Here is a 16,063-nt window from a genome sequence, read left to right on the forward strand (position 1 = left end):
GACTCTCCCCTCCTTCTCCATTCACCACTTGCGGAAAGACTCTATTGGGAGAACAAACCCTGCTTATAACAAAAAAAGTCGCCATAATGGCGACTTTTAGGCAAATTAGATGTTGGCAAACTGTAGTAAAATTAATTGAATTTATACGTCCAGAATGCTTCTCTTCCAAATCGATTCCGAATTTGTTCATCATCCAATTCCCGCTTGCCGACAAGTTCCGGCGCCTGGAATTGCGAACGGTGAGCTCGGATCGACGCCATTTTCTCGGCAAGGAATCCGCTCACATCTTCAATCACATCCGCTTTCCCGATGCTCTCCTCATGATTGTTGGAGAATGCACAGCAGTATACAATAGGTCTCTCTTCAGCGGGTAATCGACCAATCGTTCGCGTAACCGCAGCTCCGGTTGCATCATGATCGGGATGCACACTATACCCCGGATAGAAAGTAATGACCAGTGACGGATTAAGCTCTTTGATCAGCGCCAAGATATGGCCATCTAGCAGTTCAGGGTCTTCAAACTCGATCATTTTATCGTGAAAACCGAGCATCCTTAAATCTTGAATGCCAATTGCGTTGGAGGACTCTATGAGTTCATCCTTACGAATTATTGGCAAGGTGACACGGTTGGCAAATGGAGGGATGCCCATATTACGTCCCATCTCCCCTAGAGTCAGGCAAGCATAAGTGACTTGAGCACCGCCTTTTATGTATTTCGCCAACGTTCCCGATGCAGTGAACGCTTCATCGTCAGGATGGGGAAACACAACTAAAATGCGTTGATGTTCAATCTGTTTGTTATTCATGCTTATTTGATCCTCCGCTTTCATCAGAACAATTCCCGACTAAGTTGTAAGGCTACAACCAGCTTTCCTTGACTATCGTGACCAGCCAGAATGAGTCGTTCTTGTTCCAGCTCGTCAATGTGTGTAAGTCCCTCAGCGTAAATCCAGCCGTGAGTAGTCTTTAAGCCAACTCGGTATGGGCCCGTGCCCGATATAGATCCTTGCGTATATCGTATGACCGCATTGGAAATGAATGCCGACCCCGGGTGCCTGGTGCTATCAAAGTGACTGGCGTAAGCACCTGACGTGAGTTCGAGGTGTAAATATAGGTCCTGATCGAGAAGTTGATTGATCCGGTGTTGGATGTCTTGAGGCTCTATTGGCTGCATGGCGGCCTCCTTTTGAGTAAAAAGTAACGTGCTACAACCATTTTAACATATGTCCCGTGAGAATAAACATGGAATGAGTGAGCGAATGTTTTTAGCACTCTTTACTGACTGCTTTCTATAGAATCCTCTTCTTTTTGCACAGGTTCGGAGCACTCTCTTCTTAATAGCGCAATTTCATGTCGATAAGGAGCATTTTTATATTTTATTTTGCCAATCGACGGCGTCTCGAGTAGTTTCGGAAGCGACACGAGCTGGGGATGGTGCACGATATAATCCAAAGCCTGAAGCCCGATATGTCCGTGCCCGATGTTCTCATGGCGATCTTTCCTCGATCCCCGCACATTTTTGGAATCATTGATGTGCAGTACTTTCAATCGCTCTAGGCCAATGACCTTATCAAACTGCTCCAGTACCCCGTCAAAATGATGAACGATGTCGTATCCTGCATCATGAACATGACAAGTATCCAGACATATGGAGAGTCGTTCATTCCGTTGCACGCCATTGACAATCTGTGCCAGTTCTTCAAAGCTTGTTCCGCATTCTGTTCCTTTTCCGGCCATCGTCTCCAACGAAATCTGGACCTCAGGGTAATTGTCGTCCTGTAATACTTCGTTTAATCCCTGGATAATTTGCCGAATGCCGATGTCTACCCCAGCGTTAACATGGGCACCGGGATGAAGAACAAGCTGATTTGATCCAAGTGAAGCCGTTCTCTCAATCTCATCCCGCAGGAATTGTACGCTAAAATCAAATACCTCTCGTTTGTAGCTATTAGCCAAATTTATCAGGAACGGAGCATGCACAACAATGTTGGAAATGCCCTGCTGCTTCATGTGCATATGGCCTGCTTCTATATTATATTGCGAAATAGGTTTTCGTTTCGAATTCTGCGGTGCACCTGTGTACATCAGAAAAGTAGATGCCCCATAAGAAGCGGCTTCCTTACTCGCCTGCAGAAGCATCTCTTTCCCGCCAAAGGATACATGAGATCCAATGAGCAGATCACACCTTTTCATTACCAACCACTTCCTCCTTGGATTCCATCATTTCATTATCAGTGAAATTTGATGAATTGGCTAATGGGAAATGGCGGTGGTGAAGGAGATCAGAGGAAGGCAAAAAAGCCGCCGATTGGCGACTCTTTTATACACCTCAATTCTCAGAACAACCGTTTCATTCTTGATTCTCATGCTGCTTCCTCAAGGAGAAACGGATACGTTATCGAAATGCGTGTGTTTATTTGCCGTTCTGACACCGATTTTGCCATGCGTGAACGGATTCAAGCTGTTGTCGGTATAGTCGATCTTCGGATTGACCATATCGTCGACAAACACCTTGATGTTGGTGCCCTTAACGACAACTTTCATATGATACCAGGTATTGGTTGAATACGATTGCGCATTGCTCTTGAGCAGCGCCCAATTATAATTCATCTTGCCCAGACTGACTCCGCTTGTAGTCAGATAGGCATAATATCCTTGTAAAGCATCATAATTGTTCTGCCCTCGCTCCGTACCGTGGGATGCATTGGACACTCTGACAAGCAAGCCACCGTCACCGCCTGTATCGATCATCTTGATATCGGACTCCACCGTATAATCTGCCCATTGCGAATCCCCGATTGTAGATTTGGCAGGCCCAGTGCTCGCTGCACTGTATTCACCGTTCTCTACCGCCCAGGTTCCTTCAAACCGGGTCCATCCATTATCGTCCCCGTCGTTAAAATTATCGCTTACGCTGGTCACATCGACATTTTTATGAAACGTCATTCTTGAGAAGTCGGCCTCACCTGTTACGAATTCAACCTTTAATTCCCGTTGCCCTGCATTTAAATAGACCTTTTTCTTGGATATGTTTCTCCAGTTCTCCCAGTCACCCGTATTAGGTACATTGACGATACCTGTCAAGTCAGTCGCACCATCCCACAGCCGGATTTGAGCCCCGTCCAACGCGGTAGCCATACGAAAATCAATATCATAATATCCGCTTGTCTCCACGTTTACTTTGTATTTATACCATTCTCCGGTCTGATTCCAGCCTAAATTAAACAGTGCTTCACTATTCAAGCGAATATCACCGGCATCAGTCCGATAAGCCCCACCAAGATTAGCAGGCGTTGTATCGTGATAAGCGACACCTTCGCCACCTTTCATATAATGAACAGCCTCGATCGTGCCCGGAATCGGCTTGGAAGCGTTCCATGCACTGCTTCCATTCACATCGTTATTAAAGGCAGTGTAGCCGAAATCCGCATGCGTATCCTCTGTTAGCACACCGATTTTGCCTGCTCCTACATTGGCTGAACGCGTAGCTTTGAACATGCCGTCTACATAGTATTTAAACGTTGATCCCGACTTCTCTATGCGTATGTTATGCCATTTCGCATAATTGAAGTCCGCGGGCAAATTGAATGTTTGCCAAGCCTGATCCACTCCGTTAACCCGGAAAAATGTTTCCAGTCTCTTGTTCTTTGAACTGATCAGTGCAACACCATAATTGTTCTCATCCGTATAGGAGAATGTAGCGCCATATCTCGGATTGGTGGAAGTTCCCCGATTCATTTCCTTCATGTTAAATTCTGCCGTATAATCGGATGCGCTGGTCGAAGCTGTCACTTGTTTGTACCAAGTTGAGCTGCCCAATGAATTTTGCCACATGAGCTCTTGATTGAAGATGCCCCAATTACCACCGTTCACGTTGTTCCAATTGCTCCCGATGGCAGAACGGTCGAAATAGTCGTAGAAAACAGGCATTTCCGGATTGGGTTGATCCGTAGAAGTTGGACCAAGCACGATCATCTTATCGTTGTTCCATACAATTCGGTCCATGTTCAGATGCCGCAGCGGTCCAATTATTCCGTTACCTTCCAAATTATGATACATCATATAGTGAGTGTCCAGATTGGGTCCCGTTACTACGGTATTGTGTCCCAATCCCACGGTTGGGCCCTCCGTACGAATTAATACCGGGTTGGTGCTATCAGTTACATATCCGGATCTCGGATCTGTGGTACTAACCGCCACATCCACCCGATATCCTTTGCTAAATACGTGGTTGCCTGTATAGGTCATATAGTATTTTCCATTCCGTTTGAAGACGGTCGAGCCCTCCGTCCAGCCTCCCATGCCCACTCCTGTTGACGCACTCGTTCCGATCTGAGTGGGGCTGCTCATCGGTGCAGCATCTATGCGGCCTTGCGCGGCATGATAGAAGCTGAACGAGCCATCATCGTCAATGAACACATTACCGTCAATCGACTTTCCAAGATTGCCAGTCACTACATTGAAAGGTCCGGTAGGACTCGTGCTGCTCAGTACGTAATGTCCTTTTCCGGCAGGTGATGTATACATGTAGAACATTCCGTTCCAGTAAACGACTTCAGGAGCATAAGCTCCATGCGTAATGGGATCTGTTGCAGCCAAGCCGCGGTACGACCAATTCACCAGGTTTTTGGAGCTCCATACTTTGACACCATCGTCCGTATCTCTTGTGCTTACATACAGATAATAGTATCCATTAAATTTCAATACATAGGGATCTCCCAATCCGTATTGTCCCCATTCATCCGGTAACGTTTGTGGATTTTGATACGCTGTGGCAGTGATCGGCACCGAAGAAACCATTAATAAAATGACCATCAGCGTGAACATGAATCGACTCTTCCTCACGTTATTTCCTCCTAGTCCGTGTTTTGTTATCCTTACAAATACATCAAAACTCTTTACGTGCGTTTGCATTCTTACGTCTGAAGGTCTTGTTCTCATCTACCATTGATTAACCGTCATAGCAGTATTAGCAGAGAAAATTCAGACTCTTCAGTCGGTGTTAAAATCTAGCATAAAGTAAGCCGTTACAAATAGAAATAACATTTCGTTGTCATTTATTTGGCATTTTGTTGGAAAAAAGTGCTTATCTTTAATTTAGAGCTCGCTCGTTCATACATACAAAAAAACCCTCAGGAGAACTCTCCTGAGGGTTTGACGTCTATCCAGTTACTTACGTATTAATCCACGAGCGGGCTGACAGTGAGGCATAAAAGGTTGATCTCCCCATGTCCACCTGATATTTTGATTGTGTTGACATTTCCCGGCTCCAAAGGAACGGTAATATTCGTAATCCCGCCAAACTCCTGCAAACCGCCAGTAGATAGCGCGTTCAGCAAGGAATAGTCCTGGTCATTGATCGTCAGATGCAATTTAGCCAGTCGCTCGCCTGTTGCATAATGAAGCTCAACGGATGCTCTGCCGCCTTCGCCTCCATCCACGTTTTTAAATAAAGCATACGCTTCTGCGGATTGAAGATTCCCAACCACAGTTTGACCGGATTGCAATTCCCTGATTTCAGCTCCTCCAAAAACCTGACTGGCTGCACCCGCATAAACCTTCCGTTGCTGGGCAGGGACCGGAGCTGGACCGACGGAGGACACACCTTCCCTTGTCTGAACCACAGGTCTGATGGAACCATCCTTATCGAACTCCAGATAGTCAATACATACGCTGCGAAGTGTACCTTCACCAGAGATAGCTTGATTGTGATAAAAAAGATACCATTGTCCTTTGAATTCCACTACAGAGCCATGGGTTGTAGAACAGCCGGTCGGCTCCAGAAAAATGCCTCTGTACGTCCATGGACCAAGCGGATTCTCGCTTGTTGCGTATCTCATGCGGTTGTTACCTTCCAAATTATCGGCATAGGTTAGATAGTACAGATCGTTTCTCTTGAACACCCAGGCCGCTTCATGAAAATCCTCGAGCCCTAGCATTCCTGTCATGCCATCTTCCAGGGACACCATATCTTCATTGAGCTTGCCTCCCAGACAGACACTTCCGCCACCATAATAGATATAAGCACTGTTGTCATCGTCTACAAGTACACACGGGTCAATCAATGCAAACCCGCCAAGACCCTCGATATACCCCTGATCCGTATATCCATGTGCGGGGTAACTGCTCGTGGCAACCCCGATTTTCCAGGAATCGTTCCAGTTCGAATCGCTCGGATGCGGATAATAGAAGTAATAGGTTCCATTCTTGTACGCACAGTCTGGCGCCCACATGAAACCTCCCTCTTGCCTGCCCCAGGAAACATCATCCGAACGAAGTATTTCCCCTTCGTCTACCCAGTTAACCATGTCCTCCGAGGAGAATACATGATATCTGTCCATGAGATCGCATCCTCTGGCTGGGTCCATATCATGAGATGCGTAAATGTAAATTTTACCGTCATTCCATACATGAGCGGACGGGTCCGCTGTATATATGGATGTAATTACTGGATTCAGGGATGTCGTCTTTTGGCGTGTGGTTTCAAAGCCTGTATGGTTCGTAGTCATTTTAAATCCTCCTGAACGTATATTTCCTTGTTAAAATCATGCATACTTTGCTCTATTGATGACTCGTTGGATGATTTGCCGTCAATGGAATCTGGTTTTTGAACATACGGTTAATATCCCCTGCAAGTCGGAGATAAAAGTCCGATGATACGGAAACACCGTCGGCATCCAACGTCAGAAAATATTGATTGGTTGGAATCATGGAGCTGTTCTCTGCCATCTTGGCAATGGCTGTACCTTCATCGTATTCGTCAAACATTGCAATATATCCGGTATTGATACCGATGCTCTTCAGATTGTAGGCCTGCCTCCACATAAAGTCCCCATGCAGACGCGGGTTCTCATTTCTTGGGCCACCAGTCATGTTTGACCAAGCTGAGCCAGGCCAGATCACTGGTTGATAGTCAATTCCATTCTGCTGGGTAAAGGTCAGATCGGGCTGAAGCTGATTGGTTTTGAAGCTGTCCGCTTGCTGAATCGTGCCGAAGCGGGCAACAGACCAAGGCGAGATCATATCCAATGATTTGTAGACATTCATAAAATCAGATCGGGAGTCATTATTGCCCGTTCTCCAATACGTAGGCACGCCACCAATGACATAGATTCCCTGATTTTTGAACCAACCGATCAAATCGGCTGCTTCTGCAGCAGTACCAGGACGATCCGTAAACCCAATACCCCAAATACAGACAACCATCTTGCCGTTCTGCTTCGCATAGGCGGATGATGATGGAAGGTGCATGTTGTTCACGACATTGGTCGTCCAGTCATGCTTAACCGCCTGCACCCAATTACTCGCATTCATTCCTGTAATGTCGTACATGACATAGAACTTGCGATTGTAAGCTTCCGCAGCATTCTTAACCTTGACGGCTACGCTGTCCCGGTTGCTCTTCCAATTGTTAGGTGTGTCGCTCTCATCTGCGCCGAACCGTTGTAATGCTGCACCGTCAATATTGTAGGTTTGCATCCATTCAAAGTGCTTGTTGACCGTCTCCTGATCATATGTGGAGAACAGCTTGGCAGGAGAACCATTGCCGAGGTTCGCCAAACTTGTCTGATACAGCTTGGAATATTCCCGAAGGTCCGGGTACAGTTCGAAATTCACATTGTTATTTGCTGATGGAGCACTGCTATTTTTGGACCAATGCACCCAGCCTCCGTTCGGCGAACCGTCTCCCGCTGCGTTGAACCAGCCTTGATACCCGGCATACAGTTTGCCTACGACATCTCCTCCGCCGCCAGCGGCGGAGGCACTGAATTTGAACCAGAGCAGATTGAACAAATTCCCGGTTCCTCCAGTGAATTTAAGGTAGACCGTGTGGACACCAGTGGCACCACTGATCGACCCCGACTTGGTTTGCCACGATTGCCACCCGCCCGTACTCGGAACAGCAACAGTTCCTGCGAGTGTTCCATTAAGGCTATCCAGACGAACCTCAATGGTACCGCCACTGTTGTTGCTGGCCACTCTCACGTCGATCGAATTGGCACCGCTGCCAAAATCTACATTGTTAAATACGATGTAATCGCCATTGTCTATAAATGCGACGTTTTGCCCGCCCTCGCTGGAGCTTTCCAGTTGGACTCCGGATTGGCTGTTGTAGCTGGAAGCCTGCGTTTGATTAAAAGCGGATGCTGCCGACACGATGGAAGGAGAAATAGACAAACACAACGTAAGAATCAATAATGCCGCACTTGCAAAAGCCAATACTCTCTTGCTTTTTTGCATGAAATTTAGCATAATATCCCCCTATTCATTTTAGTTGCGTGCGAGTTACTCCTGTTGATCATCTGTCCACGAATGCTTCGGACCCCAAGATAGAACCTCTTTCGCCAGTCCATTGCTGACAATGGCTTCTCGATTAGGGAATTTTGTCCGCAGGTCGTTTACATCGGAATAAAAGGTGCCCAGCAGTTCTGCCGTTTGGCGATCACTTAACGTATCATTAGCGGTAACATTAACATGAACAGCCCCATCATAATCGACATGCAGAGCAGCCAGACAAGCATCAACCGCATCCCTGATATCAATGTAACTCCACAATATATGCTTGAACGTTTCGGCCTTCGCAATAGCCAGATGTCTGTACTCTCCCGGTCCAACAATCATCGAAAAACGGAGTGAAATCACCTGCATCCCGCTTCTCCGATGAAACATTTCGGCAGTGATCTCATTTACGATTTTGGACAGACCGTAACATTCCTGTGGCTGCTGCGGATGCTGTTCATCCACCGGGAAATAATCGGGCGAAAAACGTTTGTTTGCCCAGGCAAATCCGTAGGATGATTCACTGGAGCCCATGACCACCTTTTGTATACCGAGCATAGAAGCTGCTTCCAGCACATGGTATCCGGAAAGAGTATTATTGGCGAAAATGTAGGTGTGAGGGTAGTGAAGCGGCGCAGGAATCGCGGCCAGATGGATGATGGCATCCACTCCGGCAAGCGCTCCCACGACTTGACCGTAATCGTTCAGATCGACATTGATCTGCCTGCAACGGACCCGATCAGACAGATGATTATCCAGCGATACGACATCATGACCCTGTAATTGCAGCTTCTCAATGACCTGTGAACCCAGCTTTCCGCCTCCGCCTGTAACTGCAATCGTCTTCATTCCTATATCTCTCCTGTCTGTTCTTGTCACTTGGTTATGGTCGCACCAATGTCCCGTCTGCTTTGCGGTCCAGAGGATACGGCCGATAGTATTTGTTAGGATCCCACGAGTCGTTCAGCAGCGATTTGGCTTTCACTTCATCCAGATCAATGCCCAGCCCCGGCTTCTCGGACGGGTAGAGATATCCTCCTTCTCTCACGACGTGTCCCGGGAAAGCTTCCAGCTCATGGGATTTAAAATGATTGATTTCCTGAATACCAAAGTTCCACAGGGCCATATCCAGATGGACAGCTGCCGCCTGGTTAACGGGATCATTCTCCCCGCCCTCCTGCCAGGCTGTTCGTACACCGTAGGATTCGCCCAGCGTGGCAATCTTACGGCAAGCACTAATTCCGCCTGCCTTGGATACGCGAACTCTAATGAAATCGATCAACTTCTCCTGAATCAGACCGGTCCACTCCTCGGGATTAACAAATAATTCTCCCACTGCCTGCGGCGTCGCGCTCTGCTGACGAAGCTGTCGATACCATCCGATCTGTTCCGGAGCAAGTGCATCCTCCAAAAAGAAAAGATGATAGGGCTCAAGTCGTTTCGACAGCTGAATGGCATGAATGGGAGACAGATGTTCATGCACATCATGGGTAAACTGAATCCCATTGCCAAATTCCAGACGAAGCTTCTCGAACATGTCAGGGATGGCATGCAGATACGCATGTTCATCGAATACAGGACCGCTGCTCCATGGCTCGCGTGGTAAATTCGCTTCCTTGCCGCTGATAAATCCCCCGCCACCGTAGCCTCCCATCTGCACTCGAATGACCGTATACCCTTCTTCCATAAAACGAGATACATCTTCTTTCAACTCGCTGATATCAGCGCCTCCGGCATGGCCGTAACAGGGAACCGCCGCACGGCAGGCGCCTCCTAACAATTGATAAACCGGCAAATTCGCTTCCTTGCCCTTGATATCCCACAGAGCCATGTCAATTCCACCAATGGCTGTATGAAGAATTGCCCCGTTTCTCCAATATCCGCTCATATGCATGAGATGCCACAAATCTTCAATTTGAGATGCATCCCTCCCCAAGAGTAATGGTGCCAGCAATTGTTCTATGACCTGTACCACCGCTTCGGGGTTATAAAGATCAGAAGCAGACCCCAGTCCGTAAAGACCATCCTGATCTGTCGAAATCTTCACAATTGTCCAGCTTCCGTCGTGCCTTGTGCGTATACATTCTATCCGTGTAATTTTAGCCATGCGTTCACTCTCCTCTGCTCCATTTCGATCCTCCTGAAAGATTTAAGGCAAACGGTTGTATAAGCGATACAGTAGCACTGCTGTCTCAGCACGAGTCAGTGTATTTTCCGGATGGAAATGGCCATTACTCCCTTCCATAATGGTTGATCTGGTTAACGAATCAATGGCATCGCGGGCATAAGCCTTGATCAAGTGCTTATCTTTATAATCATCCAGACCGGATTCACCTTCAGGAAGAGGCTGCATCCCGATAACTTCCATAGCTCGGTAGATCATAATCGCTGCTTCTTCCCGGGTAATTGGAGACGCTGGCGAGAATAGATTGGCCCCTGATCCTTGAATGATACCCAGTGTTCTGGCGGTATTCACGGACTGTTCGTAATAAACATGCTCAGGAACATCCACGAAGCGTTTCACGTTTGTTGCCTGCTCTGAATATAGTTCCAAGGCATTGGTGAGCAACGTTATGAAATCCGCTCGGCGGATCATGGATTGAGGCTGATATTCTGCCTTTGACATTCCACGAATGACCCCTTTGGACACCAGAACTTCGATGGCATGGCGGGCCCAGGATAACTGCCGGATATCCTGGAATGTTTGATTATCATGTGTAATTGTGTAAACCCCGTTTTGCCGTGCTTTAAATACCATTTGCTCCGATTTTTCATCAAACTTCCCATTCGGAACGGAGATCACTTGTCCGTCCTCCGTTATACGTCGCACTGCGAGTTTTTCCGGGTCCAGAAGTTCAGTTTCGTTAGGCTGATAAGGTAAACGTACTGTGATTGGCGTCATGGGATTTTGCCAGGCAACAGATTTGCCATTCGATATCACAGATAATGTAATCGCAGGCTTCTCTCCGAAGTCTGATTTCATTTTGGCACTCCAATGGCTTTGGTCCGCCTTGCTTAGTTCCAAGGTAATACTCTCTCCAAGCTTTTCTTTGGTATTGACGAGCAAACTGCTCGGAACCAGAAGTCCTCCCAATGCTGTTCGAATTTCCAGCCACTGAGTAGACGATGTTTCCTGCAAAAAGCTCGATGGAAGTGTCAGAGCATAACCTTGAGCACCATCCACATATTCCAAATCCACAATCAGCTTCTTTTTCCCGTCCTGATCAGGAGTGATGCGCTGGAAGGCTTCCTCCATCATCTTGTTGGTGAGCTCGGCTGTTGCCAATGTAGCAGACTTATCCAGCTTGGGCTGGAGCTGCAATGTAGCCTTAGGAGTGGCAGGTGTTTCTTCTTTCTTCCCTCCAGTCGTAGAGCCTGCCCCAGCGCCTGGTTCTGATCCCGAACCCGAGCCAGGGTGTGGATTTGGTCCCCCGGGGTTTGGATTGGAACCTGATGTAAGAGCAGCGAGTCTCGCAAGTAATGATGACTTCAACGTTCCACCCGGTAGCAGATTGACAAAGTTGGATGCTGTATCTAAAGAGGTAACATCTTTCTTTTGCTCCGCAGTACGAACACTCACCTCAGCCGATTTCTCCAGCAATGTCACATAATCACCCGTGAGCAGGTACAAGTTTCCGAATAATCGTGCATCTTTACTTGTACCGATTCCTCCATTAAACTCCATAAAGCCTGATCGCCCTTCCCCATCGTTTTCATTGACAAGCAATGCAAAGCCTATGGGTTTATCCGGTCGGAACGTGTACCCTTCCTGATGAAGTGCAGCGAAAGGCAACGTAATTTCATAATGCGTAATATGGGTCGTCTCATCCCGGATAATGGTAGCGGAAGCGGATTCCAATATACCTGTAGCAACACCTTCCGGAGCTCTCCATCTCCATTTCGTGATGACACCTTCCTGATTCACTGCAAAACCAAGCTCATTCACCTGTTTGCTTGCGGCCCCATCTTCTTTGCCAAGATCAATACCCAGCTGCAAGCTGTCCCCCTGCCATATGTCGCCATTAGTATTGGATTGATGGTGAACATCGTCCTTGACGTCTACCTTGAGTACCAGATTTTCCGAATCCCAACTTGCTTTAGCTTGAATACTGAGATCATTCGGTCCTCCCCAGCTTCCACCGACGCTGTTGTAATGCTCCGGACTGGACACCTCAATGAACGGCAACGTTCCAACAGCATCCTTCTTCGCAGCAAAGGATTGTGAAAGCTTGACTGAAGTGTCATAACGGAACCCGTTCTCAAGCGTTACTCTGAATTTGAGCAAGTCACTTGATATATAGGGAAGCGCCGCATCCATGCTTTTTCCAATACCGAGTCCTTCAAAACGAACTGGCTTAAACATCCCATGATACCCACTCGGCTCAATCAATTCGATCTGCCCTTTCAGCAAAGCCGCACCTGCAATATTCGTCAAAGTCAGCGTGCTTCCAGGTTCACCAGGTTTGGATGGATCATACCCCAGCTGGTTCAACTTGAGCCCTAAAGGAAACAGATTTGTACCCGTCACTTTTCCAGGAGGTGCCTCATTCTCAATTTGAAAACCGCCATTAAACAGGTTGTTGGATATCACCATCTTCTCTATATCTGGACCTGCAACCACATGATTCGTACGAGGCTGTTGAAAATAGGAATTGTAGAGGGTAATATCACCACCAATGGCGTTAATGCCGATTTCACCAACGTTCGTGAAGTTGCCCTGCTGTATGCGGATATCTCCTCCGTGAATATCAAAGGACCTTGTTGTGTCTCCCCACATGGACGTATTGAAGAACACTGCTTTCGATCCAAAATTTGGCCCAACCTCCACGTAAACCTTGTCTGTTGTACTCATGGAAACAAGCTCTGTGTTGATAAACGAAAGACCTGCTGATCCCGCATGTTGTAATACGGCTCCCTTTTTGCTGCCATCGGTGCCATGACCAATAACGACAGCTTCGGGCCTTCTTCCATTCTGTTCTTCAAAATGAATACCGTACTTTGAACCGTACACAAATGTATTGAAAATAACCTGATTGGTAACATCACCAATACGGAAGGCGTCCAAATTCTCTTTTTGATAATTCCAAATTTGATTAAATTCTTCATCATTGGATGGATGATTCGGATAATTGTTCCGACCATAATAATGCGGGTTGAACTGCACATTCCGCATATATCCCCCGTCAGACCCGCCTCCAAGGTATATGCCTTCCTTGAGCGGAGATCCAGCTACATAATCGATATAATGACCGCTTGTATCATAAGTTCCGAAGTCAACAGCCTGATATGGATTAACCAAGGTTGTATCGATCAGATATATGTTCTTCCCTTGGCCTTGCACAGTCCAGGCATATGGCTTCACTGGATGGGTATCAGACCATGTTTGCTGATCGTAATAAACAGATAATCCGCGTAACCCTGCTGCTTCCTCCAGTTGAATGAATGCATCGGCATCGGGGTCGTTTTCTCCATAATTCGTGAAAATTACCGTTCCATTACCGATGGTATGATGGGGCACATCATAATTACCCCTCAGTTCCACAGCCGTTGGGACCACCAATGCCTGCTCAACGCGGTATATGCCAGCCGGCATATAAACTGTTCCCCCACCTGCCGCCTCCGCATCATTTAATGCTTGTTGGATCGCCTGGGATGAATCAGCACTCCCTGTGTTATCAGCCAGATAGGGCTGGCTCACCACGTTAAACAATTCACGAGTACCTGGCTTGGGTTGTGCAGCAATGTCCACAGAAGGAACGTCAGGGATGGTTTCCAATACCAAACCTTCTTCCTGATGGATGTTCAGTTCCGCCAATGTACTTTGGTCGTTCACCGCAAGATTCCCTTCATATCCGGAATGAATGGCATTAATTGTTGCCACATCTCCCTGAAGAAGCAGATGCCGATCTGGCTTGGCGAAGGTAGAACTGCCCAGTATAAGCGAACCACTCTTGGCAACGATGGCATAATCTCCGCTTCCTTCACCCCAATTCTCGAAGGAACTACTCTCAAAAGACAGCGTTCCACGCCCTTCATTCACAACCGCATGTTTGGGCTCCCCACCCACCGTAACGCTGTTAAACTGGGCAATGGAGTGAAAACCTTCCGTTGCATAAATGGCAATAGGATTCTGACCAGCACTCGCTTCGAATTGACTGTCCGTCACCAGCAATCCATAATCATTGACACCTTCAATCTTCAGCGCTACATTGCAATCGTCGATCTGGATCTTGTACAGCTGCGCATTGGCTGTTTCGAGGCTGCCTGTTCTCGTCGTAATTCGTATACCTATTTTATAACCCGAAATATGAATATTCGACATGTACTCCCAATCCGAACGTCCCATTACGATGCCTTCTGACTGCTGTGTCATATATTCACGCAGTTGTGTCCGTTCAGGAGCTCCTGGCAAACCTGAGTTCGCCCATACATCCGGGGACAGGTGAAGCTCTTCCAGTCTCCCAATGTCTGTTGTGAAATCCAGAAAGATACCGGTTTTCAGTGTAGTGCCGTATACATCCTTCACATAATGAAGTTCGTTCCACTCCGGGCCAATCTTAATCCCCTGGTACGCATTGACGAGTGTTACATTTTTCACCGTGGCACTGTCACCAGGTAGTTGCTCCATCGTCCATGGATAGGCCACCGGATTATTCATATTCTGTTCGGGATACCAAATAGACAAATGTGTTACCCCACTTGAAGGCTCCAGCTTAATGAAGCTGTTCCCGTTAGATTGACCTTTGCCACCATATACAGCAAGGATCGTTCCTTTGACTAATCCGTCATGCTCATCGGGATTCCCCCAATCTCCGCGAAGCGTAACGCCTGTTGGAATAACCAGCTCTCCGGTTAATTTATAGGTTCCGGATGGCACGAACACAACTCCGCCGCCTTGATTTCCCGCTATTGCCAGCGCTTCCTTGAACGCTTGAGTATCGTCTGAAACTCCGTCCCCTATTGCTCCATAATCGGTTACGCTCCGATCTGCAATGACGATATCTGATGTAGGGAATTCCGTTTCATAGACCTTGGTCTGAGCACCCGCCTGCTGCTGAGGTTGCTTATGGACGGTTACTTTGGCCAGATGAAGTTCCGGATTGTTGGCTGGCGCGCCTGCGCCGCTAACCCCGATTCGAAAATCCGCTTCATGCGTGCGGTTACCGAAATTGGCATCACTCAGCTTGAAGGTATGCGACTTCCACGTTCCCGTGTTTTCATACCGGAACAAAGGGGCATCCTTGAAACTGGATTGCTTCGAATCGTATTGGAGAACCATAGCGCCACTACCGGTATCGTAATATTCAACAGTGACGAATACGTCCTGATCGGTATTTTCAAACAGATATTCATCTGCAACATTGAAGTAAAAATACAGGATATTACCCGCCGGATTCGATGGATTCACCGTCTGATTGGTTTTCCAATACGCCTTACCGTCAAGCGCCCCCACTTGAAGACCTGCTGGAGGTCCATCGCCGGGACGAGCAGCTATACCCTGCTGAACAGGGGCTTCTCCGAGCGTTATACTTACCGAGTCAGAAGACACATCATTTAGAGGAACATCTCCTTGTTCAATATGATCTTCCCTCTCTGCTGCCGCGTGTGTGGTTGCTGGTGTGATGTAAAGTCCCGAACATAGCATGACAATCGTCAACAGCACTGAAATAGTACATCTGGCACCTGACCTTAATCGTTTGTTCACAATATACCTCCCATTAACTTGATCATGTAATCAAGCTGCACGAAAACAGGGTTGTCGTATGTGGAACATGATGCATCC

The 16,063-nt window shown here is 47.4% G+C and carries 9 protein-coding genes; all 9 read right to left on the bottom strand.

The genetic code is table 11. The features are described from left to right. Positions 1–131: 131 nt before the first annotated feature. Positions 132–806 (bottom strand): bacillithiol biosynthesis deacetylase BshB2, encoded by a 675-nt coding sequence (gene bshB2 / locus P364_RS0119195; protein ID WP_029881110.1) that lies wholly within the window; start codon positions 804–806, stop codon positions 132–134. Positions 807–829: 23 nt separating this feature from the next. Continuing rightward, entirely contained in the window at positions 830–1,174 is a 345-nt protein-coding gene (locus P364_RS0119200) for a YojF family protein (protein ID WP_024631702.1), read from the bottom strand. A gap of 101 nt (positions 1,175–1,275) precedes the next feature. Then, on the bottom strand, positions 1,276–2,193 hold the full coding sequence (locus tag P364_RS0119205; protein WP_029881111.1) for a deoxyribonuclease IV: 918 nt from the start codon (positions 2,191–2,193) through the stop codon (positions 1,276–1,278). A 183-nt stretch (positions 2,194–2,376) separates the two neighbouring features. Beyond that, positions 2,377–4,845: a family 43 glycosylhydrolase gene (locus P364_RS0119210; protein WP_236642193.1), complete on the bottom strand. Its 2,469-nt coding sequence runs from the start codon at positions 4,843–4,845 to the stop codon at positions 2,377–2,379. Positions 4,846–5,180: 335 nt separating this feature from the next. After that, positions 5,181–6,509: a family 43 glycosylhydrolase gene (locus P364_RS0119215; protein ID WP_024631705.1), complete on the bottom strand. Its 1,329-nt coding sequence runs from the start codon at positions 6,507–6,509 to the stop codon at positions 5,181–5,183. Positions 6,510–6,561: 52 nt separating this feature from the next. Beyond that, entirely contained in the window at positions 6,562–8,253 is a 1,692-nt protein-coding gene (locus P364_RS0119220; RefSeq protein ID WP_024631706.1) for a carbohydrate-binding protein, read from the bottom strand. A 33-nt stretch (positions 8,254–8,286) separates the two neighbouring features. Beyond that, complete coding sequence (locus P364_RS0119225) at positions 8,287–9,129, bottom strand: NAD-dependent epimerase/dehydratase family protein (protein ID WP_024631707.1); 843 nt, start codon at positions 9,127–9,129, stop codon at positions 8,287–8,289. 34 nt (positions 9,130–9,163) lie between these two features. Continuing rightward, entirely contained in the window at positions 9,164–10,387 is a 1,224-nt protein-coding gene (locus P364_RS0119230; protein WP_024631708.1) for an enolase C-terminal domain-like protein, read from the bottom strand. A 42-nt stretch (positions 10,388–10,429) separates the two neighbouring features. Next, positions 10,430–15,985, bottom strand: a complete 5,556-nt coding sequence (locus P364_RS0119235; protein WP_024631709.1) for a glycosyl hydrolase family 28-related protein — start codon at positions 15,983–15,985, stop codon at positions 10,430–10,432. Positions 15,986–16,063: the final 78 nt, after the last annotated feature.

The sequence above is a fragment of the Paenibacillus sp. MAEPY2 genome (assembly GCF_000499205.1).
GTDB lineage: Bacteria > Bacillota > Bacilli > Paenibacillales > Paenibacillaceae > Paenibacillus > Paenibacillus vandeheii.